Consider the following 21,968-nt stretch of genomic DNA (forward strand, 5'->3'; position numbering starts at 1 on the left):
GTTCACCTTAACCGGAGCAACTTCTCTCCCCCTCCTTTACTTCAGCGCCCCTCTCAATCCGCCTGCCATTCAGGCCTATCTCGAGCCAAATGGTTGCAAAGCCCGAGGTATCAACTAGGTTTTAATACACAATTCTCCAGTTCCGGGCTTAGTGAACAGCCACTACTGATCAATCAGTATTTCGAAGCATAAGGGCTTTTGATGGTTATCGAGTTGATGTATGTAAGTAAGTCTTCAGAACGTCTGGACAACCAGCAACTTGAACAGCTGCTGTTCACTTGTCGAAAAAACAACACCTTGCAAGACATTACCGGGCTACTGCTCTACGACGGCTTTGGCACTTTTATTCAGTGCCTGGAAGGGGAAGAAGACAAAGTCGATGCTCTGCTGCATACCATTAAGCAGGATTCACGACACACTCATATACACATTCTGTCGCGACAGCCTTTAACACAGAGAAACTTCCCGGATTGGCGCATGGGCTTCCATTATTTTTCCGATGCTCCGGTCACTCTGCCCGACGGCTACAGCAACTGGCTGACGGAACCAGCAGCCGGAGACAGTGAACAATTAGATAACTTCGCACTGTCCCTGTTCAGTTATTTTCGCCAGACCCATCAACTTAATTCCAGCAGCAGCGGAACCACCCTATGAAAAACCTGAAAATCGCACACAAAATTTACCTGCTGGGGTTCTTACAACTGATGTTGCTGCTGATTACTGCGGCAGTGTCCTACAGCCAGATGAGCAAAATCGGTAAAGAGCTGATCGATATTGCAGAAGAAGATATTCCACTGGCGAATAAACTAACCACGTTAACCGAGCACCAGCTGGAGCAGGCGATTTTATTTGAACGAGGTTTGTTAAAAGCCTCGCTGATTGAACAGGGACAAAGCCAATATCGCAGCGAGCTCGATAGCAGCATCAGCAAATTACAGAAGCTGCAGAAAAAGGTTGCCGACGAAATTACCGATGCCGATCAGTTTATTTCTACCGCAATTCCATTGCTGCACGATGAAAACGCCCGCCGGGAATTCAGCAGCCTGCAACAAGACCTGAGGTCAGCAGAAGGGGCTTATCAGCGTTTAGTCGTTGATATTAATAATCTGCTTTCCCAGGCGCGTAGTAACGGTGTTACCAGCATTAGCTCAGAAATCAGTCGCATTGAAGAAGCAGAGGATCAGCTGGAGAAAAAACTGATTTCCATGCAGCAACGCATTCAGGACTTTACCTTGAAGTCAGCGTTAAAAGCGGAAGCCGATGAAAAGGCAGGACAACAACTGATTGGCACCATTGCCGTTATTGCATTGTTGATTGGCGCCGTACTGCCATTTGTCATCAGCGCAACCATTGTCCGACCCATTAATAATCTGCGTGACCGTCTGCAGGAAATTTCCCAGGGCGATGGCAACCTGCGCCAGCAATTAACCGTCAGCAGCAATGACGAAACCGGTGAAGTTGCCAAGGCGTTTAATCATTTTATTGAAGTGTTACGCAACATGATTATTAACACCAATACCCAGGCCGATGAGCTTGGGCGCTCCTCGGAAACCGCATTACAGGTGATGCAAACCACCCTGGCAAATGTTGAACGCCAACGCGATGAAACCGATCAGGTTGCGTCGCTGGTTAATCAGATGAATACCACCATTGAAGAAGTTGCACAGAGTACTTCCAGTGCCTCGGCAATTACCGCCCGTGTTCGTGACCGGGTTGCATTGGGGAGTGACAGTGCAGCAGAAACTCAGGGGGTTATTGAAAACCTGACACAGGAAATTCAACAGGCATCTCAGGTTATTCAATCGCTGGTGACTGAAACCAACAGCATCGGCAGTGTATTGGAATCGATTCAGGGAATTGCCGAGCAAACCAATTTATTAGCGTTAAACGCGGCAATTGAAGCGGCCCGCGCCGGCGAAACCGGCCGTGGATTCGCGGTGGTTGCCGACGAAGTACGCTCATTAGCACAACGTACCCAGTCGTCGACCGAAGACATTCAGAACCTGGTACAGCGACTGCAAACGGAAGCTAACAATGCCGTTAACAGCATGGAGAAAGGTAATAAAATCAGTACCGAATGCCTGAATCATAGCCTGGAAACCAGTCAGATTTTTGCCGAAGCACGCGATGCGGTTAACGAAATTAACGACTTTAATCAGCAGATTTCCACCGCCGCGGCACAACAGTCCGAAGTATCGAAAGAAGTCAGCGTTAACCTCAGCACCATCGCCAAAATTGCCGAAACAACCAGCCAGGGTGCGAAAGCGACTTCGGAGTCGAACGAGAATATTGCTAAACGCCTGATCGACTTACACACCAATCTGAATAAATTCCAGGTGTGACCCACTGCTAACTTCCCGCCGCGTTAGTGTTAACTGACGCGGCTAAGCAGGAAAATATAAGCGCCAGTAAGGTTGCATATACGCCAGCCAGTATCCCCCAGCTATTCATGTCATCAAGATAAAACAATTCAGCGCTGAATAATGTTTTCACCAGAATTAGTGGTGCAATCACAGCAGCAATGGCAACACAACTAAAAACAGTGACGTGTTGTTGCAGTCTCATAACAATCCAGGATTTCAGCCCTTCCGGGAAATGCCGCAGGTGGGTAAATACCAACAGCACCGCAACCAGAAAATAGTTTAAAAGCACAAACTCTGACGACGATAACCAAACCCGTTCGCTGCGCCAGCCATAAAGAAATGTTGCTGTGACTTGCCACACTAATATCACTTCTGCAGCGACGGATAAAAAGCGGGACAATAACTTAAAACGGGCGGCAGGTCGGTGTAGTTTCAGCAAATGCGCCAGGCTAAAAGCAGCAATATTCAATAGCATAAAGCCCAGTAAAACCTGCCACAGCGTGAGATAGCTCTGGAACACAGACACCACCAGCCAGACCACCAGAACCGTTAACAAGGCAGTAATAAGCTGGCTGATTATTGAATTCCTAACAGAAGAACGTATAAAAAAATAACTTTCTGAGGTTGCATAGATCATCCAGAAGAATGCAACAGCTGTCCAATTGGTTGCGGCAAACTCAAACCGTCCATTTGCGATCGAAAATAATAAACAGATACCTGTAATTTCTGCCGTTAGCCGAAGCAAGAAAACGAGCTCACGTGTCATGGGTTTACCATCGCTTGAGTAGCGTCTGCTTTGATATGCTGCTGACACCAGGTAACAAGCTCTGTCATCACGCCATCAGCCAGGCCTTCTCCTCCTAACCAGTTCATCTTTAAAGCAAACCAGAGCGTGTCTTTGGCCTGACCGGCAAAAATCTCATCGCGGAATAGTCCGTGATCTGCTTGTGGATAAACCCGGTGTTTAAACACACCTCCGAGATGATGTGCATAAACCTCTGCACTTTGCTGTACATCAACAACGCTATCCGATGCGCCAAACAATGCCAGTACCGGTTGGCTGATTCGAGGTAAATACTCACGCGCATCAGCAGTCACATTACGACTGACAAAGTGAAAACGTGCTGCCGACATTTCACTGCCCTGATAAAAGTCCGGCTCATTCAGCTGACGCCATTGACGATATTCCGGGTAATTCATACCCGCTAATAATCGCTCATCACCCTTGCGGTTATAGTCCAGTGCCTGCTGAATTTGCTGTTGTGACAGCGCCAGAGAATTAAGCCGTTGTCGGGTCTGATACTCGCCTTGTTGTAACCAGTTAATCGCGGTTGATACAAATACCGCAAAGGCCAGAGTCTGGTCTTCTGCGAGAACCTCTGGCAATACCCATCCCGCCTGAGAAAAGCCAATTAAACCAATATTTTCGGCCTGAATATCCCGCTGTTTGCGCAACCAGCTAATGGCCGACTGCAACTCTGTGCTGCGCTGAGACATACTTTGCTTCAGCCAGTTACCACCCGACTCTCCAACACCGGCCTTATCCCACGACAACACCGCAAAGCCAGCATCGGTCAAAGCATCGAAATAGGGCTGGTAATAACCGGCGCTGCTGCGACCCAACGGGCCATCACCATGAACAAAAATCACCGCAGGGTAGGGCCCGGCTGTATTTTCAGGCAGTAACAACGAACCCGCCAGCGAATAATCATGGTGTTGGAAGCTAATGTCCCGGCTTCGGTAAGGCGTATCAAACAACACCAGAATGGCGAACAATCCACTAAGAAAAAATACCAGACTGATTTTTACCGACTTCGACATGGTGAATGCACTCCTGCGTTAACTCATCACTGGCAAACAGTGTATGCAGCAACAAGCCGCAGAGATACGCCTCACCCCTGAGCTCTTACAAAGGCTTACTGAAGGCTGGCAAACCTCTTCATACACTGAATATTCATCGCAGCAGCCATGCTGTGAAACAACGACTCAATGCAATAAAGGAACAAACGAATGAAGATGATTTCTGCCGCGATAGTAGCCACCGCAGGATTATTACTGTCATCACACTCGCTGTATGCCAACGAAAACAACACATCGGAGGCCAGCACTTTCGGCGAGCTGATTGTCGTTGTAAACGCAACGGCCAGCGACGATGGTGTCGTAGATGTCAGCCTGCTGGAAACTGCAGAACAGTTTTCGAATCAACAACCGCCGTTACGCACCTGCCGCCAGCCACCTCAGCAACAAAAAGCTTATTGTCATTTTAACGATCTGAAGCATGGCAATTACGCATTATTTATTTTTCATGATGAAAATAATAATCAGGACCTCGATGAGAACTTTGTTGGAGCTCCAACTGAAAAGCTGGCAATTAGTAGTATTGATTTAAGTAATAACGATTCGCCAACGTTTGAACAAAGCGCTTTTCAATTCGACAGCGATAAAGCCCAGGTTTTTATCAACCTGCAATAACCCGAGTCGTTCATTAAATTAAGGAGACGCTGTTATGAATCTGGTAAAAAAATTACATCGGCTATGCGCAATTAGTTGCCGTCGAATAGTTATGATGTTTCTGTGTATAACATGCCCGACCCTGTTACATGCGGGTGATTTCAGTGTCGGAGCGGTGGCCGCCAATTCATCAGGTGAATACATCAACAGCGATACACAGTCTTATTTGCTGCCATTGGTACGCTATAACAGCGACAGCTGGACCGTCACCACAATCCGGGCAGAATACCACCTGCCAATAACCAGTAATCTGTGGGTCGATACCATCGCCGCTTTTCGTTTACAAAACCTGAGTGATAAGACCAGCGATAAAACCGTTGGCATTGAAAAGCGTAATGAGAGTTTAGATGCCGGTTTCAGCATCAATTATTATCTGGGTGATTTTGGTTTCACCGGAGTTGAATGGCTGTATGACATCAGTAGTACCCATAAAGGTAACGAGTTATCACTGCTCTACGCCTTTCCTCTGGAAGGCCCGAAAATCGGCATTACGCCCAGTCTTTTTATCAGTCGGATGAGTGATGACCTGGTCGACTATTATTACGGTGTCAGAACACCAGAAGTTCGCTCCGACCGGCCTTTTTATCAGGGAAAAAGTACAACGAATTATGGTGCTTCTCTGGAGTTACGTTACTCCATGTCACGTCACTGGAAATTATATCTGCAAAGCAGTATTACCCAGCTTGGCAAAAACATCACAGCAAGCCCGTTAGTTGATCGGAAAAACAGCATCAACAGCAGTCTGGCTGTTAATTATCGATTTTAGTCGTTTCACCGGAGCCACGCTCATTTGCACGTAATAAGCCGGAAATCATGAAGCAGGCTCCTCCCATTTCACTGTCACAGATATTCAGTTTCAGTTGATGGCGCTCAGTCAGGTTTTTAACAATCGCCAGACCCAAACCTCCCCCCTGTGTGGTGCGGCTTTTATCCAGTCGCACAAAAGGCTGCAGAACCCGCTCTTTATCTTCATCGCCAATACCAGGGCCATCATCACAGACTGACAGCGAGAAACGGCCGGCATTACTGCGAATCTCTATGACGACCTGAGATTGTGCAAATTTAAACGCGTTTACCAGCAGGTTTTCAATCACACGTGAAAACAGTTTTTTATCGACATCGGCGCTCACTTTGTCGCTGGAAAAAACAACATTCAGTGTTGGGTAAGCACCGCTGTGATTAGCGAGGATATTATTGACCAATGACTCCAGCTCACACGACTTCTGGTTCAGTTGCAGCGCGTTGCTGTTAATCTGGGCATACAGCAACCAGTCATCCAATAAATCCGACAAATCATCCAGATCATTATCCATTTGTTCGATAAATTGTCGCAGCCCGGCAACAGAGTCACAGCCACGGGTCATATCCAGCGCAAAACGCAGTCGTGCTAACGGGCTTTTTAAGTCATGAGAAACGCCATTTACCATCAGCTTATGCTCATCAAGCAAAGACGCAATCTGTTCAGCCATCTGATTAAAATTACACGCTAGCTGAGTGTACGGCTGTGGCATCGATACATCAGCTCTCTGATTAAAATCGCCGTTGCCATAGGCTGAATAGGTTTGCAGCAACTGGTCGATATGGCGCTTATGCTGATAAACATACCGACCAAGAAATAAAGCAAGAACCAGCAACATCATAAAAAATAATCCATTGCTGTACATATGATGAGTCGCCTGAGTCTGATACTGCTTGGTCAGCACCAAAGCCTGCTGCATATCTGACAGCCAGTAATACACCGTCACATCGTCCGCAGCCCAACCACTGACAACGTCAGCCCAATAACCCTGGGCCATCAGCAACAACTGAACATCGTCAATGAGTAAGGTTTCCTGTACAGGGACAATCTGCATCAGATAACCAAATTGACCCTGCCAACTGTCCAGTTGTGCGACGCGTTCCGCCACCGGGAAGGCCTGCACCAGACGTAAAATTCCCGTAGTACGCATCAGCTCTTCTTCAGCAACGGCAGTGATATACAGCTGATCAAATGCCACAACGGCTAATAAAACACCCAACATCAGTGCCAGCGTGAAATATAAGAATAACCGTCCAAAAAAATTCATGATTGCGACAACATATAGCCCTGACCACGAATGGTTTTAATGTATTTATACGGTGGAGATAAATCGCTCATTTTTTTGCGTAAAGTCGAAATCCGCATATCAATGGCGCGATCAAGGCCGTCATATTCGATACCACGAATCGCAGCCACCAGATCACTGCGCTGCAGTACCTGGCCTGGTTTACGCATAAAATATTCAGCAATGGCGTATTCTGCATCGGTTAGCGATAACGGCTGGTCATCCATCAACAGCTGTCTGGCATCGCTATCCAGTAAAAGATTTTGCACCTGAAGGTGTTTCCCATTTGCGGATTCTGGCTGCGCTCCCTGAACCAACCGGGTCAGCGCTTTGAGTTTGGCAAACAGAATATGTGGGCGAACCGGCTTCTGAATAAAATCATGCACACCAATCTCAAATGCCACTTCTTCCAGGTTTTCCTGACTACTGGCTGTCATCATCAGCACAATCCCCTGATACTCAGGCAATGCTTTTGACAACAATTCCAGTCCGGTGAAATGTGGCAACATCATATCAAGCAATAAGATATCGGGTTGTTGCTCGCGTACTGCTTTTAGTCCTTGTAACCCGGTACTGGCAGTCTCTACCAGATATCCCTGATCTCTCAATGCATGAGCAATCATGCGCGACAGACTGATATCATCCTCGACCAGCAATATCTTTTGTTGCGTGTTTACGTTCATGCATCCCTACTCGAATTACGTCAGAATAAATACGCGGCAGCCACTCCAAAAAACAAATTAGTGTTCTGTAGCACCAGTGGGCTGTCAGCAAAGCTGGCACCGGACACATCAACATAACGGATAAATCCGGCTAATAAATAATGATCCCAGACCAAAGCTGTACTGTAGCTGACACCATAACCACCAAATCCTTTTTCTGCTGAATATTGTTGCCGCTGTGGAGTGGCAAATTTTTGTTCCACGCCATAAAAATAATCGTGATACGCCGCCGTCGCTGAACGTAATTCCACACTGAGCTGTGGTCGTACCTCTACCCGATCCATCATATAAGAGCGGCGCCAGCGTAACGTAGGGTTAAATGTTGCTCCACGAAATTCCGCCGATGTGAAATCGGTACTCACCGCCGAACGCAGCGGCAAAATTAAAAACAGCGCATTATCGTTATTACGATCACCGCGAAAATAATAATGCAGTGCCGGGCCAGCCTCGCCAATAAAGTCGATATCGTCCATGCCTTCGCGGGCTTTGTTTTTATCACTCTCCACCCGGATGGCACCACCAAAACTCAGCTCCAGCGACCAGTTTCCTGAGTGCCACAAATTCCCCTGAATGGCATTACGGTCGATGTTCAGCTTTTCACTGCGGTAACGGATATACGGGAAAGGTAAAACGTAATCTTCAGCTTCATCACTGCCGAGATAATCCGGCACATGCGCATAACCAATACCAATACCGGCTTCCAGCTCAGCCTGGGTATGCATACTGTTCAGCAGTAATGACATTAATATGAATCGTCTCATCGGCCTGGCTCAAATTCTTGTTTTAATTGTTCGATGACTTGGGGATCTGTGTGCAGTTCAAATGCCGCGGTGGTTGCTTCGATGGCAATGGCCACCCAGATGCCGGTAAAGGTTAAACCAACAATGGCGATGACCAGAGAAATTAATCGCGACAGCGGCTGTAGTGGCCGGATATCTCCATAACCAACGGTGGTCGCGGTGACGATGCCCCAATAAAAAGCGTCAAACGCTTTCCAGTTTTCAACGCGGCCAGCCAACTGACTCAACAACAACACAATCACCGATAAAAAAATCAGTACCGGTGAAATCAGCCACAGTGCTGCAGCAAACACTTCGATAAACGTCCAGGTAAAAGCCATACGGTTTCAGTTCAGATCACAAAGATTAATGAATAACACAGCCGCTCACCCTGGCACTCCGAATGTTGTGCCGCTGTAACCCGATGCCAGCCATCATTTGAAAATACCAGAAATTACCACCGATGCGGATAAACCAGCGATCAGAACAAACTGTTACCAGTTGCTGACTTTTGTATCTGTAGATAAAAACAGGTTTACTCACAAATGATATTCATTATCATTTGCTCATGATTTTTTATTATTCCTGCGCGGATCTGGTTGTATTGTGAAACGCGATAACCAAGAGCTGGACACCTACCTCAGTCACCGGGATGCCCTGGTGAATTACGCGACTCCCATTACCGGCTGTCGTGCCAGAGCGGAAGACATCGTCCAGGAAGCCTATCTCAAAGTTCTGCCTCAAGAGCAGCATAAACCCCAGAATGCCATTGCCTATCTGTATCGTACGGTGCGCAATCTGGCGATTGATCTGGTGCGCCGTTCGGCCATGGAAGACCGCCATCAGGACGCCGATCGCGTCAGCTGGCTGGAACCAATGGCGGCCACCAGCCCGGAAGATATGACCTCGCAACACGATGAGCTGCAGCGTATCGCCGATGTCATCAGCCGCCTACCGGAAGGCGAGCGTCGGGCAATTGAAATGCATCGTTTTGGCGGGCACAGTATGACCGAAATCGCTCGTCGCCTTGAGGTATCGCCAGCAACGGTGCACCGCCTGATCCGCAATGCTCTGAGTAAAATCAGCCAGGCGCTTGATGAGCCAGCATCATGACGTCAATCAAAACCCCGATGCCAACGCAGTCACGGGCAGAACACAATGAAACAACAATACCTGGCCAATCGTTTTAACCGTAACGGACCCGCTTGAATTAATTATGGAACAGCACAGCAACCAACCATCAGCGTCAGATGCGGAATCTATTCACCAGCAAGCCTCAGACTGGCTGTTGATTCTTAATGGTGACGCCAGCGAGCAACAGCAGGAAGCGTTTGCCAGCTGGTTACAGCAATCGGATGAACACCAGCGAATCTGGCAACAAACTCTGCGTGCCTGGAAGCTGATGGGGCAGTTACCACAACCAGAAACTCAGCCCCAGCGCGGCGAATTACACACCTTATCCATCAGGCCGCAACGCTGGCTGCCAGCGGCAATTGCTGCCTGTTTGGTTGTGGTGATGTGGCCATGGCTGGCACTGTACTGGCAGGCCGATGCCATCACCGGAAAAGGCGAAACCCAGCAGGTGACACTGGAAGACGGCAGTCAGGTTTACCTCGGCGCCGACAGTGCACTGGCGGTTAATTTCCAGCAACAGCAGCGCGCCGTTACCCTGCTAAAGGGCCAGGCGTATTTTCAGGTCAGCCATAACCCACAACGACCATTTGTGGTGACGTCCAACCAACTGCAGGTAAAAGTTCTTGGTACCGAATTTGACGTTGAAGCAGGCAACGAACACTCCTACGTCGGTGTTGCCAGCGGACTGGTCGCGGTCAGTCAGGGAGAGCAGCAACAGCAGGTTCGCCCCGGTCAATTACTGAATATCAACGCCAGCGGTGAGATGCAGACACAACAGCTCGCCAGTGAACTGGTGGCCCCCTGGCGCGAACAGCGGCTGTTTGTGCATAACCGCCCGGTTGCCGACGTCATCGCGTCATTACAGCGTTATTACTCCGGGCTGATTGTGCTGCAACATGACGAGTTAAAACATAAGCGCGTTACCGGCTCGTATCAGCTACAACACATCGACGATGCGCTCGATGCACTGGTTCGTCCATACGGCGCAGAAGTTATCCACATCAGTCCATATCTGCGCATCATTACCCGCTCCTGACCCCTTTGCTCTGCGAAATTTCGCCCGATTAGCCAAATAATTTTGCTACACGGCGAAAAAAAACGCCGGGCTACTCGTTAATACCTCATAACGCGAATGCTTCGCATTAATTATTATGAGGTATTAACAATGACAGGTGCGTTTACCGGCCCACGTCATCTCACATTCATCACCCTGTTGCTGACTGCCTGCCTGTGTGCAGCCACCAGCCTGGCGAGCAATTTCCGCTTTGATATTCCGGCCCAGCCGTTACCAATGGCGCTGGATTTATTTGCCCGTCAGAGCGGCTATCAGGTATCGGCCGACAGCGAAGCGCTGAATGGTAAACAGTCTCAAGCCATTGCCGGTGAGCTCAGCTTGCGCCAGGCACTGGATGGTTTGTTAAAGGGTTCCGGCCTGAGCTGGTTTATCAGCGCCGGTCACACGGTTGTGATTGCCAATAGCCAGCAGGATGACCAGCTGACGGTTTTACCGGCGGTAAAGGTGCAGGCTGGAGCCGAGGCAGCGGCGCTTGATCAGCCGTATCAGACCCCGGCTTCAGCCAGTTATATCAGCCAGAAAGACATTCAGCGTTTTCGCGGCAGCTCGGTCGGCGATATTTTTCAGGGCGAGAGTGGCGTATTAATCGGAGAAAACCGTAACTCGGGCGGCCTCGACATCAATATCCGCGGCATGCAGGGCCAGGGTCGGGTGCCTGTGTTACTGGACGGTAGTCGCCAGGAAACCACTGTGTATCGAGGTTACGCCGGCGTTGCCAGCCGCACCTACATCGACCCGGATCTGATTGGTGGCGTTGATATCCACAAGGGTCCGGAGATGTCGGCACAGGGCACCGGTGCCACCGGCGGGGTGGTTAACATCCGCACGCTGGAAGCCAGTGATCTGATCACCGATGACGGCGATTTTGCCATCCGTCTGAAAACCAGTGTGATAGGCAACAGCACCAGCCGCGCCGTCGATCCCGGCACACCATCCGGTCTTAACCCCCGTAGCGATGCTGGTGATCAGTCGTATCGAATCAATTGCGTTACCGAATCACTGTGCAGCGGTGATTATGATATTCGCAAAGCCTTTGGCCCCCAGGACAATTTCAGTCGTCCGGATCTGCTCGATATGCGCAGCTGGGCGGGCAGTCTGGCAATGGCCAAACGCTTCGATCAGATGGACCTGATCCTGGCTTATGCCCGCCGCCAGCAGGGTAACTATTTCGCCGGTAAACACGGACCAGCACCCAAGCTGGATTTGTCCAATCAGGTGGCTAAAGGCTTCTACACCGAAGTGATTCCAGAGCTGCTAGGCGCCAGCCGCTTCCGTGCCGAAGAAATGATCGCCAATACCAACTACGAAAGCACCTCCAGCCTGGTGAAAGGGGTGTTCTACCTGAGCGATTACCAAACCCTCAAGCTTGGCTGGCAGAACTACGACAGTACCTACGGCGAGCTGATGCCGTCACAGTTGTTGTGGCTTGGCCAGGTACGACAAACACCGGGAAGTCAGGTCAACGCCGACACTTACACCCTGCGTTATAACCAGCAATCACAAGACAGTGACTGGCTCGATCTGGAAGCCAATCTGTGGCACACGGATACCGAAAGCACCAACCACAGTTACAGCGAGACTTTCACCAACGGCCTGGCAGAAACTGAAGACTACCAGCGTTGGGGCAGCGATATCAGCAACCGTAACCGCTGGTCGGAGCTGGCGTTTCACTATGGTCTGTCGTGGCAGCGGGAGCACATCGATACCCAGCCAACACCAGGGCAGGATAAGTTTGGCCGTAATGGCGAACGCCGCGAATACAGTGCCTTTATCAATCTCGACTGGCAGCTTATGGATAACCTGACGCTATCGTTTGGTCTGCGTCATACGCGCTTCGATGTTAAAGACAATAAACCAATCAGGGTTGATGACAGCAGTGACTTTTGTCAGCTGATTCCCGGCACAGATACCTGCCGTACGCTGAAATACAGCAATAACTTCTCCGGCTCAGCGCCACTGGCCAGTCTGTCCTGGCAGTTTGCACCGGGACTACAGCTCTATCTGAGGTACGCCGAAGCCTTACGTATGCCTAGTCTGTTCGAAAGTTCAGCCGGTTTTTCCACCCAGCCCGCGCTGGATGTCGGCCTGAAACCCGAGCATACCTATAACAAGGAAATCGGCCTGAATGTGATGCGCGATAACCTGCTGCTGAACGCCGACCGCTTGCGTCTGAAGCTGGCCTATTTTCGTAACCGCACCAACGACTATCTGACCCGTACCTCACCCAACCAGTGGGAAAAAGACGCGCGTAAAAACACCTTCGTCAGTCGCAATATCGATAGCCTGGAGTTACATGGTGCGGAAATCAGTGGTGAGTACGACATCGACTGGCTGTTCACAAAATTTGGCTTCACCTATTACGACCATATCGAAGTCTGTCATTTCGGCAGTTATCGCCCGGAACGCTGTAACGATTACGGCGTCGCCAACAGCTACGTCAATAACATGATTCCACCAAATCATAACGCCAGCGCCACCCTGGGGAGTCGCTGGTTCAACCGTGAACTGGAGCTGGGACTGCGTTTTACCTGGATGGGGAAACGCAACTCAACACCAGACAATGATGATGCCACCAAGCAAGGGCGTTTATTGCCCATCGCCTGGCACAGCTACCGCCTGCTGGATTTCTTTCTCAGTTACCAGCCATCCGAGCGGTTCAGCGTCGATTTGAATGTCGACAACCTGACCGACCAGTACTACCTCGATGCCTTAAGCCTCGGCCTGGTGCCCGCTCCCGGACGCACCGCGCGGCTGGGCCTCACCTTCAGTTATTAGTTTCAAACTCCGTTGTTTGTTTTATTAAAAGGAAATGTTTGCATGATGAAACACTTTTCACCTGTTACCACCGGGCTGGTCAGCTCGCTGGTGTTGTTGCTGGCCGGTTGTGGCAGTGACGACAAAAAAGATACCGTTGTGCCACCTAGGGCTAAAGCCAGCCTGTCGGCTGCGGTCAGCGATATCAACCAGGCCATCAGCCTCGATGGCAGCGCCAGCACCTCGCCGAATGGCAGCATTCGCAGCTGGAACTGGCAGGTCAAAACCGCACCGGCCAATAGCCAGGCCAAGGTTGCCGCCAATACCGCCCAAACAACCTTCAGTGCAGATCTCGCCGGTGACTATCAACTGTGTCTGACCGTCACTGATGACAAAGCCAGCAGTGCACCGGATTGCCAACAACTGACCGCAACCAACCCGAATCCAACCGCCGTTACTCTGAAACAGGTGGGTACTGTGCCGGGTCAACAGGTGCAGCTGGATGCCATTAACAGCCTGCCACCAACCGATGGCGATATGCGTTTATTAACCTATCAGTGGACGCTGACCAGCAAACCGGAAAACAGCGTCGCCAAACTGGATAACGCAAGCCTGGCACAGCCACGTTTTACCGCCGACCTGGCGGGTGACTATCAATTAGAACTGGTAGTGAAATACCTCGATAAAGTCAGCCCGGTGGCACAGGTTACCGTGATGGCGTCAGAAGTGAACGCCATGCCGAACCCCAAAGTGACTGTCACTGGCGGCAACGCTGATAACTGGGTACTGGGTACTCCTGTGACACTCGACGCCAGCGCAACCACCGATGCCGATGGCGATGCATTGCAGTACCGCTGGTCAGCACGTGGGCCAGAAGGGTCGGACGTTAACCTGAGCGCAACCGCAGGTGAGCAGATTAGCTTCACTCCGGATCGTTTCGGCGATTACAGCATTGAGCTGGCGGTGTATGACGGCACAATTCGCCGCACCGTCAGCCAGAAAATTACGGTCAAAGCGCTGCCAGCGAATCATGTGGACAGTGCACCGGTAGCCATGATTGATCCGGGCTTTACCAGTGGCACCTATGATATTGAACTGGGAGATATGTTGTACCTGACCGGTAACGGCAGCTACGACCGTGAAACCAGCTTCTCGGATCTGAATGGCAATATAAACGCCGAATGGACCTTCCTGTCTTACCCGGATGGTTTTAACACCGCTGGCGTTATGTACCAGAATCCGTACGCCATTGTGATGTCACTGCAACCCGCCGGGGAATACAAGATTCAGCTGCGGGTACAGGTGAATGGCAAATGGAGTGAGCCCGACGTTAAAACATTCACCGCCCGTACCGGTGCCAACCGTGCTCCGCAACATAGTGCCCGCCTGGCAGGTGCCGGTGGTGGTGTCGGTGTTGGCCAGACCATCACATTTGATGGCAGCAACAGCACAGATCCGGACGACAATGCCATCAGCTGGCACTGGCAGCTGATCGACAAACCAGACGGCAGTAACGCCACCCTGACCAAAACGGATACCGCTAACCCGCAACTGGTTGCCGATGTTGCTGGCCCGTATGCAGTTGAGATGTACGTAACCGACAGCCATGGCGCACGCAGTGATGCAAACGGTAAGGCCGTGGTTCGTGCTTTAGCCAAAACAAAGAACAATCTGCCGATACTGCGCCCGAAACTGGCGAGCGCTTATGACAGCCAGCAGCCTTATGTGATTTATCCGAAAAACGCTCTGGCCTTTAAATACGACAGTGAGCGCAACACCCAGCTGGCGGATACCGCACTGAACTCCTTTATCAGTGTGCACAGTGACGCCTTCGATCCGGACGCCGATCCGTTAAGTTACCTATGGACCTTAACCAGCCGCCCACAAGGCAGCAGCATGTATCCACACAGCGTTACCGGCCCAACCTCCGGGCCAAACTGCACCAATGGTTATCAGATCCGTGCTGAGGGTGCTTACCCGACACGGGAAGACTGGTACCAGGGTGTATTGGCGATTTCCGAATGGACCTGCAGCAATATCAGCTTCTCGCCGGATACCGCTGGCAACTATGAATTGCAGTTACTGGCATCCGACGGCATTGATACCACCGAAGCTGTGGTCTTTAACATTCCGGCGGTAACCCCGGACAACTACCCGACCTTGCTGCTGGAAGATGCCCTGGCGGCTGAACATGATGAAGTGGAAGCACGCAGTGCCGGTGCCTATCGCCATCAACTGTTCCCGTTCCAGCATAAGGCTCGCAGTGGTAGCTCTGAGCTGAGCATCACCGGGCTGAGCAGCAGCCGTGCTTATATGATCAAGCGTTATAGCCTGAGCGCGAAAGATCGTGATTACACCATCACCAACCTGAATGCCGGTGGTCAGGACGATTACATCGCCAGCTTTAAAGGTCTGACGGCAGGCCAGGTGATCAAAAAAGGGGAGACTGTCACCTTTGACCTGATGATTACCACACCAGCCGATATGCCGGTTAATCAGTTCCGTAAAGCGGGCGATGATCCTTTCCGCTATGAAAGCAATGTCACTCGTGATGTCGAATGGGCATTCGAAATTGCCGAAATGCCGGGCTGGAGCTTCAGCTATCAGCCAAACATGTGGGATCCACGACGTACGGTTGAGTAACAGCCGCAATACCGGCTATTGATACAGCCATTGACTCAACCACTGATCAGCCAGGCCTCCGGGGCCTGGCTGATCACATCTTTCTTTTCCCGGCCGCCTCCTGCCGCTGATTCTCAACTGACGTCCATGATTCGCCATGCTCTGTGAGCCACAGGCAGACCTGATAATGAAAACAATTTTCATTTGCGATTAAATGTTTCAATGTGTATCCTGCACGGCCCTTGTTTTCAGGTGGATATTTTTAAGGCGGTTAAGCAACCCTGATGCAGTTGTTAAAACTATATATTTCAACCAGTTAGTCCCACTGACACCGGGTGTCTGAGGTTGGGGCTGAGCTGCCAGACGAGAGTTATATAGCCGATGCGTTATTTATTTGATCGGGATCTGGATTACTCAAGCTGTGGTGTTGGTTTTATCACCCACAAACACAGCCTCCAGACCCACGAACTGTTAGAACACGCCCATCAGGCGTTATGCAAGATTCCCCACCGTGGTGGGTTCAACGCTGAAGGCATTGGTGATGGTGCCGGTGTTAACGTTGATATTTCCCTTAATTTCTATCGCCACCTGACTGGCAATCCTGATCTGCAACCCGGTGAATTTGGCGTTGCTAACTTCTTTTATCCACGTGATGAAACTCAGCACGATGCAGCTGAAAAGATTCTGCGCGAGGTGTTCGCCCAGCATAAGCTGGATATCCTGTTATGGCGCGATGTGGCGGTTAACCCGGATGCACTGAACGAAGCCAGTGCTGCCGCCCAGCTGGTCATCCACCAGCTGGTGTTTGCCCGCCCGGCGCATATCCAAGATCAGACCGCGTTTGAAGCCCTGCTGAACGACGCGCTGGAAGACATCGAATACCCGGCCTTTAAGCGTCCGGAACTGGACGGCTTCTATCCGCTGTCGATGAGTTCACGCACCCAGGTATTTAAAGGCCGCCTGAACAGCTGGGAAGTGGTGCCGTACTTCCAGGACTTAAACGATCCTGAGCACCAGATTCACACCTTATTTTTCCATACCCGGTTTTCCACCAACACGGCGCCGAACCCGATGTTCGCCCAGCCGTTCCGCCGTATGGCGCACAATGGTGAGTTAAACACCGACCGTAAGAACCGTCTGAGTGAAGACGCCATTGCCCGTTCTCATGGCAAAGACATCATCTTCCCGAACGGTCAGTCGGATTCTGCTCGTCTCGACCAGACCATGGCCCGCCGTATCATCGAAGACCAGCTGGAAATCGATACTGCCGCGCTGGCGATGATGCCTCCGGCGTGGGAAAACGACGAACGCCTGCCAGACAACGTACGTGACATGCTGGAATACTTCAGCCTGTACGAAGAGAAAAATGATGGTCCGGCGGCACTGATCTTTGGTGACGGCATTAAAGTCGGCGCCCGCCTTGACCGCCTGGGTCTGCGTCCGCTGCGTAGCGTTGAAACACACGACTACCTGGCGGTGATGAGTGAAGCCGGTCAGATCGACTTCCCGGCTGACACGGTTATCCGCCGTGGTCGTATTGAAGCCGGTGGCATGATTGTGTTCGATCACGAACATCAGCGTATCGAATACACCCATGATGTGTTAGAGCGTCTGGCGCAAGAAGCGGATTACTCCAAGCTGCTGGCCGATGCCCATATTGATCTGGAAGACCTGCCGGAAAAATCTTTGGCAGACGTCCAGATCAGCAGCCCGCTGAACATTGCCGCCCGCCATGTGGCCTACAGCCTCAACCAGGAAAGCTTCAAGTTTATGCTCGACCCCATGCTGCAAAACGCCATAGAGAAGATTTCCGCCATGGGTTACGGCCTGGCACCGAACGCTTTGGCGCGTGATGAAGGTGGCATGTCGCGTTACTTCAGCCAGCGTTTTGCTCAGGTCACCAACCCGCCGCTGGATAGTATCCGTGAAGCGGACGGTATGACCCTGCGTGTTGCCCTGGGCCGCAAGCCAAACTTCTCGGATGGCTCCACTCGTCAGTTAGTGGTGCAATCGCCGATTCTGCAGCCACAACAGATGCTGCAGATTGAAGAACAAAAAGCGCTGCGCGTAGAACGCATCAGCACCCTGTATCACCCGGATTTCGATAATGCCGAGCAGAATGAAGCCAATATGCTCGAAGCGTTGGAACGGGTTTGCAGCCATGTGGAAGCCGCGGCGCGCAACAACTGGGACATCATTGTTCTCAGTGACCGCGACGTGAACCACCAGTATGCGGCTCTGCCTTCACTGTTGGTTGTTTCAGCCGCTAACCAGCGCCTGATAAAACAAGGCCTGCGTTTTAATTCCAGCCTGATTGTCGAAACCGGTCAGGCCTGCTCGACCCACGATATCGCCTGTATTCTGGGTTTTGGTGCCTCAGCCGTATGTCCACTGAGTGTCTATTACCGCGCTCAGGAGTTGTATAACGACGATGCGGCGGTCGCCAAAGCGGTGAACAACTTCCAGAAAGCGGTACAAAAAGCGCTGATGAAGACCATGGGTAAATTTGGCCTGTGTACCGCCGAAAGTTATATCGGTGGTGAGTTCTTCGAAGCCAACTTTATCGATACCAAAGATCCGGTATTACACCGCATCTTCCCGAACATTCACTCGCCGGTGGGCGGTGCGCGTTTTGCCGATATCGCCGCCAATGCCACTCAATGGCATGGCCGTGTAGCGCAAGTTCAGGGTGAAAACGAAATCCCGCTGCTGGGTCTGTTTAAAGAACGCAGCGATGGTGCTGGTCACAGCTTCGGTACCACTTCGGTACGTGAATTTATCAACATGACCGAAGAGCCGATTCAGTATGCCGAAGAGCAGGAAGAAGCACCGCTGCTGACGGTTCCGGAAGACGACGGTTACCGCAAGCTGGGTTTTGAAGCCTGTACTCCGGAGCAGATCGATAACTTCGAAATCACCCCGGCTTACCGTACTTTCTGCAAAGAGATGTATGCCGAGCGTGATGCCCGTCCTGCGACGATTCGTGATGTATTAACCCTGCCAATCAATCTGGCGGTATGTACCTCTGAAGCCGACTTTGTGGCTGAACTGAGCCGGGTATCGCTGGAAGGCAATGCGGTTTGTGCGTTCCAGGGTGTGGATATTGAAGTTAACGACGCCGAAAACAGCGTTACGCTGACTCTGCACAAAACGGATGACACTGATACCGCCAAGCGTGCTGAAGCGCTGCTCAATGCCCTGCAACAGCGTTTAGGTGCTGGCATCATCGCTGCTAAAGCGAACGCCAACACCATTCAGCTAACTGCCGAGAGCAATACCAAAAACAGTACCGAGAAAAAAGCCTGGGATCTGCTGTCACGCCTGCAAGCGGTGCCAAGTGCCATTGATCTGGCCGAAGTACAACCGGCTCACGAAATTACCCCGATGTTTGCCTCCGGTGCCATGAGCCATGGTGCTCTGGTGGCCAAAGCTCACGAAGCCGTGGCACAAGGCACCAACATCGCCGGTGCCATGAGTAACTCCGGTGAAGGGGGCGAACACTCACGCCGTTACAACACGGTAAAAGCCAGTAAGATCAAGCAGTTTGCTTCCGGTCGTTTTGGTGTCTGGGTTGGTTATCTGGCTGATCCTGCGCTGCAGGAAATTGAAATTAAAATCGCCCAGGGTGCTAAGCCGGGTGAAGGTGGTCAGTTACCGTCCGCCAAAGTGAACGTCGAAATTGCTGCTGCCCGTGGTGGTACGCCGGGTGTGGAACTGGTTTCTCCGCCACCACACCACGATACCTACTCGATTGAAGATTTGGGTCAGCTGATCCACGACGCCAAGGCGGCGCGTGTACGTGTGATCGTGAAGCTGGTGTCGTCGGAAGGTGTTGGCACCATCGCCGTGGGTGTCGCCAAAGCCGGCGCCAACGTGATCAACATTGCTGGTAATACCGGCGGTACCGGTGCGGCTCAGGTGACCAGTCTGAAAAACACCGGCCGTGCCGCGGAAATCGGTATTGCTGAAGTGCATCAGGCGCTGGCTGAAAACGGCCTGCGTGAGCGCGTTATCCTGCGTTGTTCAAACGCTCACCAGACCGGCCTTGATGTGGTGAAATCCGCCATGTTGGGTGGTGATTCCTTTGAGTTCGGTACCACCGCACTGATGATGCTGAAGTGTGTGATGGCGAAGAACTGTAACGTGAAATGTCCGGCGGGTCTGACGACCAACCCGGAAGTTTACGAAGGTGATCCGCGCGCCCTGGCGCAGTACTTTATCAACCTGGCCCACGAAGTACGCGAGATTCTGGCCAGCCTGGGTTACCGCAGCTTGCGTGATATTCGTGGCCGCAGTGACCTGCTGCAGTTAGTGGATCACCCGGCGATGAATGGTCAGCTGGATATGAGTGCTATGTTGCGCCCGGCGGATGCGTTACACCTGCCGGATGCCGTTGCTCTGGAAGCCGACTTTACTCCGGACGACAACTATATCGAGCAGGCGCTGGAGAGGTTCTTCGATCAGGCGGTTTCCAGCCTGAGCATCGAAGGCCCGAACCTGAACAACTGTAATAAAACCACTGGTGGCCAGTTTGCCATCGACGTGGAACGTCACCTTAACTACGAGATGACGGATGAACAACGTGCTGCTCACCCAGCGGTTGACGTATTGGCCAATGGCCGTGTGATCCTGCGTGACGATAGTCTGCAGGTATCCAGCACTAACTCCGCCGGTCAAAGCTTCGGCGCTTTCAATAACTCCGGTATTACCCTGCGCCACAGCGGCACCTGTAACGACGGTGTCGGTAAAGGCTCCAGCGGTGGCCGCATTATCGTCACCAATGCGGGCGGTGGTATTCCTGCTGGAGACGGTATCAGCGGCGCTGCGGTATCCGACACCTGTGAAGACGAAGGCAATGTATTAGTCGGTAACTTCGCCCTGTTTGGCGCCACCGGCGGTGAGCTGTTTGTTGAAGGCCAGGCTGGCGACCGTTTTGGTGTGCGTAACTCCGGTGCAGTGGCTGTGGTTGAAGGTGTGGGTGACTTCTGCTGCGAATACATGACCAACGGCAGCATCATCAACCTCGGCAGCTACGGTAAAGGTTTTGGTAATGGTATGAGTGGTGGTACCGCTTACCAGTACGATCCAAGTGGCCTGATTGAAGAGCGTTGTTCCCACGATTCGGTGAAAGCCACACGCTTAGCCGATGGATCTGAGCTGATGCAGGGCCAGGAAATGGTCTTGCGCCTGCACCTGGAGCAACACCTGCAGGCGACCGGTTCCGAGCTGACCCAACAATTACTGGATAACTGGCAACAAAGCCGCGAGCACTTCTTTGTGCTGATTCCGCTGGCACTGTACAGCTATCACTGTGGTGACCAGATTCTGGCCAAGTCCAACCGCAAAGCCATGGTGGAAGAATTGTCCCATGGCTGGGGCCTGTGGCACCTGCGCCGTCTGGCAGAAGCCTACCGCAATAACAGCACCATGTTTGATGGTCAGCTGCCGGGTTACGGCGACTGCGATACCGATCTGATCTGCCGTTATGCCAACGCCATGGGGGTGTTGCGTCGTGCCCGCGAAGCCGCGGAGAAACACGAGCTGGTGAAATCCGGACGCGAGGATGTTGAAACCATCGCCCGTCACCTGCTGGTCAGCGAAGACCGCAAACTACTGGAACAGCTGTTTAAAGACGTTAAAGAAGCCCTGGCGGAATACTCAGATGAAGCTCTGGCAGCCCTGCTGGCTGACAAGCGCGTGCGTGACTACAAAGAGTCGCTGAGCAAGCGTGAAGTCTGGGATACCCGTGCCTGGGGTACGGCGGTGTGGATTATGGCCCGTGACCATGACAACCACCGTGAGCTGGCGGAATTCCCGGCATTAGAACAAGCACTGGCAAGCGTATACGCCAATGTGCTGGCGGAAGTGATGGCGGCAAACGCGGCTTAAAAAGATTTAAAAACTATCGATGATTTTGCTCAGGC

15 protein-coding genes are annotated in these 21,968 nt (G+C 51.6%); 9 read left to right on the forward strand and 6 right to left on the reverse strand.

Annotated elements, in window-relative coordinates; genetic code table 11:
* The first annotated feature begins 201 nt into the window (after window positions 1–201).
* Complete coding sequence (locus ACOQOZ_RS13765) at window positions 202–654, forward strand: BLUF domain-containing protein (protein WP_420588724.1); 453 nt, start codon at window positions 202–204, stop codon at window positions 652–654.
* On the forward strand, window positions 651–2,342 hold the full coding sequence (locus tag ACOQOZ_RS13770; protein WP_420588725.1) for a methyl-accepting chemotaxis protein: 1,692 nt from the start codon (window positions 651–653) through the stop codon (window positions 2,340–2,342). The genes ACOQOZ_RS13765 and ACOQOZ_RS13770 overlap by 4 nt, the downstream gene beginning before the upstream one ends.
* Before the next feature lie 7 nt (window positions 2,343–2,349).
* Here ACOQOZ_RS13770 and ACOQOZ_RS13775 read toward each other — a convergent pair whose 3' ends face one another.
* Both ACOQOZ_RS13775 and ACOQOZ_RS13780 read right to left on the reverse strand, forming a co-directional pair.
* Window positions 2,350–2,919, reverse strand: coding sequence for a hypothetical protein (locus ACOQOZ_RS13775; RefSeq protein WP_420588726.1), 570 nt, complete (start codon window positions 2,917–2,919; stop codon window positions 2,350–2,352).
* 206 nt (window positions 2,920–3,125) lie between these two features.
* Window positions 3,126–4,184, reverse strand: coding sequence for an alpha/beta hydrolase family protein (locus tag ACOQOZ_RS13780; protein ID WP_420588727.1), 1,059 nt, complete (start codon window positions 4,182–4,184; stop codon window positions 3,126–3,128).
* A gap of 189 nt (window positions 4,185–4,373) precedes the next feature.
* Between ACOQOZ_RS13780 and ACOQOZ_RS13785 the strand changes: the two genes are divergently transcribed.
* Both ACOQOZ_RS13785 and ACOQOZ_RS13790 read left to right on the forward strand, forming a co-directional pair.
* Window positions 4,374–4,835, forward strand: a complete 462-nt coding sequence (locus ACOQOZ_RS13785) for a DUF2141 domain-containing protein (protein ID WP_420588728.1) — start codon at window positions 4,374–4,376, stop codon at window positions 4,833–4,835.
* Window positions 4,836–4,926: 91 nt separating this feature from the next.
* Window positions 4,927–5,640 carry a MipA/OmpV family protein gene (locus ACOQOZ_RS13790; protein WP_420588729.1) on the forward strand — a complete coding sequence of 238 codons (714 nt, stop codon included), beginning with the start codon at window positions 4,927–4,929 and terminating at the stop codon, window positions 5,638–5,640.
* Here the strand turns inward: ACOQOZ_RS13790 and ACOQOZ_RS13795 are convergent.
* Genes ACOQOZ_RS13795 through ACOQOZ_RS13810 form a run of 4 tightly spaced genes read right to left on the reverse strand, consistent with a single transcriptional unit; the run spans window position 5,624 to window position 8,800 of the window.
* On the reverse strand, window positions 5,624–6,940 hold the full coding sequence (locus ACOQOZ_RS13795) for an ATP-binding protein (RefSeq protein ID WP_420588730.1): 1,317 nt from the start codon (window positions 6,938–6,940) through the stop codon (window positions 5,624–5,626). The two genes, ACOQOZ_RS13790 and ACOQOZ_RS13795, sit on opposite strands and share 17 nt — an antisense overlap.
* Window positions 6,937–7,641 carry a response regulator transcription factor gene (locus ACOQOZ_RS13800; RefSeq protein ID WP_420588731.1) on the reverse strand — a complete coding sequence of 235 codons (705 nt, stop codon included), beginning with the start codon at window positions 7,639–7,641 and terminating at the stop codon, window positions 6,937–6,939. The genes ACOQOZ_RS13795 and ACOQOZ_RS13800 overlap by 4 nt, the downstream gene beginning before the upstream one ends.
* 20 nt (window positions 7,642–7,661) lie before the next feature.
* Window positions 7,662–8,441 carry a MipA/OmpV family protein gene (locus ACOQOZ_RS13805; protein WP_420588732.1) on the reverse strand — a complete coding sequence of 260 codons (780 nt, stop codon included), beginning with the start codon at window positions 8,439–8,441 and terminating at the stop codon, window positions 7,662–7,664.
* Window positions 8,438–8,800: a potassium channel family protein gene (locus ACOQOZ_RS13810; protein WP_420588733.1), complete on the reverse strand. Its 363-nt coding sequence runs from the start codon at window positions 8,798–8,800 to the stop codon at window positions 8,438–8,440. Before ACOQOZ_RS13810 ends, ACOQOZ_RS13805 begins: the two co-directional genes overlap by 4 nt.
* A gap of 265 nt (window positions 8,801–9,065) precedes the next feature.
* On the opposite strand from ACOQOZ_RS13810, the gene ACOQOZ_RS13815 reads away from it, so the two are divergent.
* The 5 genes from ACOQOZ_RS13815 (at window position 9,066) to ACOQOZ_RS13835 (ending at window position 21,933) form a co-directional block, all read left to right on the forward strand.
* On the forward strand, window positions 9,066–9,572 hold the full coding sequence (locus ACOQOZ_RS13815; RefSeq protein ID WP_420588734.1) for a sigma-70 family RNA polymerase sigma factor: 507 nt from the start codon (window positions 9,066–9,068) through the stop codon (window positions 9,570–9,572).
* Window positions 9,573–9,675: 103 nt separating this feature from the next.
* Window positions 9,676–10,629 carry a FecR family protein gene (locus tag ACOQOZ_RS13820; RefSeq protein ID WP_420588735.1) on the forward strand — a complete coding sequence of 318 codons (954 nt, stop codon included), beginning with the start codon at window positions 9,676–9,678 and terminating at the stop codon, window positions 10,627–10,629.
* 129 nt (window positions 10,630–10,758) lie between these two features.
* On the forward strand, window positions 10,759–13,443 hold the full coding sequence (locus ACOQOZ_RS13825) for a TonB-dependent receptor domain-containing protein (RefSeq protein WP_420588736.1): 2,685 nt from the start codon (window positions 10,759–10,761) through the stop codon (window positions 13,441–13,443).
* A gap of 42 nt (window positions 13,444–13,485) precedes the next feature.
* Window positions 13,486–16,065 (forward strand): PKD domain-containing protein, encoded by a 2,580-nt coding sequence (locus tag ACOQOZ_RS13830; protein ID WP_420588737.1) that lies wholly within the window; start codon window positions 13,486–13,488, stop codon window positions 16,063–16,065.
* Window positions 16,066–16,425: 360 nt separating this feature from the next.
* Complete coding sequence (locus ACOQOZ_RS13835; RefSeq protein WP_420588738.1) at window positions 16,426–21,933, forward strand: glutamate synthase-related protein; 5,508 nt, start codon at window positions 16,426–16,428, stop codon at window positions 21,931–21,933.
* Window positions 21,934–21,968: the final 35 nt, after the last annotated feature.

The organism is Bacterioplanoides sp., from assembly GCF_965219715.1.
GTDB lineage: Bacteria > Pseudomonadota > Gammaproteobacteria > Pseudomonadales > Oceanobacteraceae > Bacterioplanoides.

Bases quoted from the DNA above. Each gene is read 5' to 3' on its own strand.
- ACOQOZ_RS13765 (WP_420588724.1), top strand. From the start codon at position 202: ATGGTTATCGAGTTGATGTATGTAAGTAAGTCTTCAGAACGTCTGGAC.
- ACOQOZ_RS13770 (WP_420588725.1), top strand. From the start codon at position 651: ATGAAAAACCTGAAAATCGCACACAAAATTTACCTGCTGGGGTTCTTA.
- ACOQOZ_RS13780 (WP_420588727.1), bottom strand. From the start codon at position 4,184: ATGTCGAAGTCGGTAAAAATCAGTCTGGTATTTTTTCTTAGTGGATTG.
- ACOQOZ_RS13785 (WP_420588728.1), top strand. From the start codon at position 4,374: ATGAAGATGATTTCTGCCGCGATAGTAGCCACCGCAGGATTATTACTG.
- ACOQOZ_RS13790 (WP_420588729.1), top strand. From the start codon at position 4,927: ATGATGTTTCTGTGTATAACATGCCCGACCCTGTTACATGCGGGTGAT.
- ACOQOZ_RS13795 (WP_420588730.1), bottom strand. From the start codon at position 6,940: ATGAATTTTTTTGGACGGTTATTCTTATATTTCACGCTGGCACTGATG.
- ACOQOZ_RS13800 (WP_420588731.1), bottom strand. From the start codon at position 7,641: ATGAACGTAAACACGCAACAAAAGATATTGCTGGTCGAGGATGATATC.
- ACOQOZ_RS13805 (WP_420588732.1), bottom strand. From the start codon at position 8,441: ATGAGACGATTCATATTAATGTCATTACTGCTGAACAGTATGCATACC.
- ACOQOZ_RS13810 (WP_420588733.1), bottom strand. From the start codon at position 8,800: ATGGCTTTTACCTGGACGTTTATCGAAGTGTTTGCTGCAGCACTGTGG.
- ACOQOZ_RS13820 (WP_420588735.1), top strand. From the start codon at position 9,676: ATGGAACAGCACAGCAACCAACCATCAGCGTCAGATGCGGAATCTATT.
- ACOQOZ_RS13825 (WP_420588736.1), top strand. From the start codon at position 10,759: ATGACAGGTGCGTTTACCGGCCCACGTCATCTCACATTCATCACCCTG.
- ACOQOZ_RS13830 (WP_420588737.1), top strand. From the start codon at position 13,486: ATGATGAAACACTTTTCACCTGTTACCACCGGGCTGGTCAGCTCGCTG.
- ACOQOZ_RS13835 (WP_420588738.1), top strand. From the start codon at position 16,426: ATGCGTTATTTATTTGATCGGGATCTGGATTACTCAAGCTGTGGTGTT.